The organism is Pseudomonas sp. 2VD, from assembly GCF_005503585.1.
Taxonomy (GTDB): Bacteria; Pseudomonadota; Gammaproteobacteria; order Pseudomonadales; family Pseudomonadaceae; genus Pseudomonas; species Pseudomonas aeruginosa.
In genome coordinates, this window is record NZ_SCND01000541.1 from 1 (window position 1) to 2,691 (window position 2,691).

Consider the following 2,691-nt stretch of genomic DNA (forward strand, 5'->3'; position numbering starts at 1 on the left):
ACCTGGAACTGCGCGCCGAGGAGCGCCGGGCGCTGGCCGCCAGCCTCGAACCGCCGGTCGATCCCGACCCCGCCGCCGAAGTGCCGCTGGACGCCTGCATCGGCTATGTCGGGGCAACCCCCGCGCCGTTGGTGCTACTGCCCCTGGAGGACGCCCTGGGCAGCCTGGAGCAGCCGAACCTGCCCGGCCCCGGCGACGCCCACCCGAACTGGCGGCGGCGCTGGCCGGAAAACGCCGCGCAGATGCTCGGAACGCCGCAGGTCGACCGGCGCCTGCGCCTGCTCGAACGCAGCCGCCGGGATGCCGAGGAGGCCGCCCATGATTGAGCCCCGCGCTACCCTGCGCCTGCAATTCCACGCCGGCTTCACCCTCGACGATGCCCTGCCCTGGCTGGACTATTTCGCCGACCTGGGCATCAGCCATCTCTACGCCTCGCCGCTGTTCCGCGCGCGGCCCGGCTCCAGCCACGGCTACGACGTGGTCGACCCGACCCGGATCAATCCGGAACTGGGCGGCGAGCCGGCGCTGCTGCGCCTGATCCAGGGGCTGCGGCAACGCGGCATGGGCCTGCTCATGGACATAGTGCCGAACCACATGGGCATCGGCGGCGGCGCCAATCCCTGGTGGCAGGACGTGCTCGAATGGGGGCGCGAGAGTCCCTACGCGAGTTTCTTCGACATCCAGTGGGAATCCCACGACGCCGCGTTGCGCGGCCAGGTGCTGCTGCCGTTCCTGCGCAGCGACTACGGCGAGGTCCTGGCTGCCGGGGAGATCGGCCTGAGCCTGGACCGCGAGGCCGGCCGCCTGCTGGCGAGCCACGGCGAGCAGCGCTTCCCCCTCTGGCCGGGCAGCTACCCGGAGCTGCTGGAAGACAGCGGCGAGCCGCGCCTGTCAGACCTGGCCGGCGGTTTCCGCGAGTGCCGGCAGGACCGCGAGGCCTTGCGCGAGATGCAGCGTCGACTGGCGGCTGCGCTCGCCGAGAGCGCTCCGCGCGCCGCCCTGGAGCGCACGCTGGGCAAGCTCCAGGAACGCCACGAGGAGGCTCGCCAACGCCTGCACCGCCTGCTCGAGGCGCAGCACTACCGCCTGGCCAGCTGGCGCACCGCGGCGGACGACATCAACTGGCGCCGTTTCTTCGACATCAGCGAACTGGTCGGCCTGCGGGTCGAGCGCGGCGAGGTGTTCGAGGCCGTGCACGGCAAGGTCTTCCAGTTGCTCGAGGACGGTCTGCTCGATGGCCTGCGCATCGATCACGTCGACGGCCTGGCCGATCCGCGCGGCTATTGCCGACGCCTGCGCCGCCGCAGCGAGCGGATCCGCGCCCGTCGCGGCGGCGCGCCGATGCTGCTGTACGTTGAGAAGATCCTCGGTGGCGAGGAGCGCCTGCCCGAGGATTGGCTGTGCGACGGCACCACCGGCTACGACTTCATGAACCAGGTCAGCCTGTTGCAGCACGATCCGCGCGGCGAACGACCGTTGCGCGAACTCTGGCAGCGGGTCAGCGGACGCCCGGAGGCGTTTCTCGACGAGGTCTACCAGGCTCGCCAACTGGTCCTGGCGGGAAGCCTCGCCGGTGACCTGGAGAACCTCGCCCAGGGTCTTTTGCGGGTGGCGCGGGCCGACCTGGCCAGCCGCGACCTGACCCTGGGCGGTATCCGCCGCGCGCTGTTCCAGTTGCTCGCGCGCTTTCCGGTCTACCGTACCTACGCCGGGGCCTGCGGTCGCTCGGTGCAGGATCGCGAGGTGTTCCGCTATGCCGCAGAGGCGGCCCGCGAGGATCTCGACGAAGCCGACCGGGCGGTCCTCGACCATCTCGAACGCTGGCTCGGCGGGCAGCCGCTGCGCGAGCTGCCGCCCGGTCCGCTGCGGCGCCTGCGCGGCGAGTTGCTGGCGCGCTTCCAGCAGTTGAGTTCGCCGACCGCCGCCAAGGCCGTGGAGGATACCGCCTGCTATCGCTCGGCGGCCCTGCTCTCGCGCAACGACGTCGGCTTCGACCCGCAGCGCTTCGCCGCTTCCGCCGAGGAATTCCATGCCGCCTGCGAAGCCAGGCGCCTGGCCAGCCCGCGCGCCCTGCTGGCCACCGCCAGCCATGACCACAAGCGCGGCGAGGACGCCCGCGCCCGTCTTGCGGCGCTCAGTGAACTGGCGCCCTGGTTCGCGCGTAACGTCGAGCACTGGCAAAGCCTGGCCACGCCGTTACGCCGCGACCTCGCCGAGGGGCCGGCGCCGAGTCCCGGCGACGAGCTGATCCTGTTCCAGGCCCTGCTCGGCAGTTGGCCGCTCGACGCGCCTTGCGACGGCGCCGCCCTGGACCAAGCGTTCCTCGCGCGGATGCGCGAATGGCAATGCAAGGCCTTGCGCGAAGCCAAGCTGCGCACGCGCTGGACCGCGCCCGACGAAGACTACGAGCGCGCCTGCGCCGACTATCTGGAACAACTCCTGCGCGCGCCACTGGCCCAGGCCCTGCGCCAGTCGCTGGGCAACGCGGCGGCGCGACTGATGCCGGCCGGGGCCCTGAATGGCCTCGCCCAATGCCTGCTGCGCCTGACCTGCCCGGGTATCCCCGATCTCTACCAGGGGCGCGAGGACTGGGACTTCAGCCTGGTCGACCCGGACAACCGGAGGCCGGTGGACTTCGCCCGGCACGCCGCCGCCCTGGCCGCGCCGACGCCCTTCCCGGAACTGCTGGAG

Annotated in this window: 2 protein-coding genes; both read left to right on the forward strand. The window is 71.9% G+C overall.

Annotated elements, in window-relative coordinates; genetic code table 11:
• Positions 1-326: 4-alpha-glucanotransferase (locus FFS27_RS31300; protein WP_170987087.1), on the forward strand; the 326-nt coding region annotated here is incomplete at its 5' end.
• Positions 319-2,691 (forward strand): malto-oligosyltrehalose synthase (locus FFS27_RS31305; protein ID WP_137952482.1); only part of this gene is annotated, 2,373 nt, incomplete at its 3' end. The genes FFS27_RS31300 and FFS27_RS31305, both read left to right, overlap by 8 nt.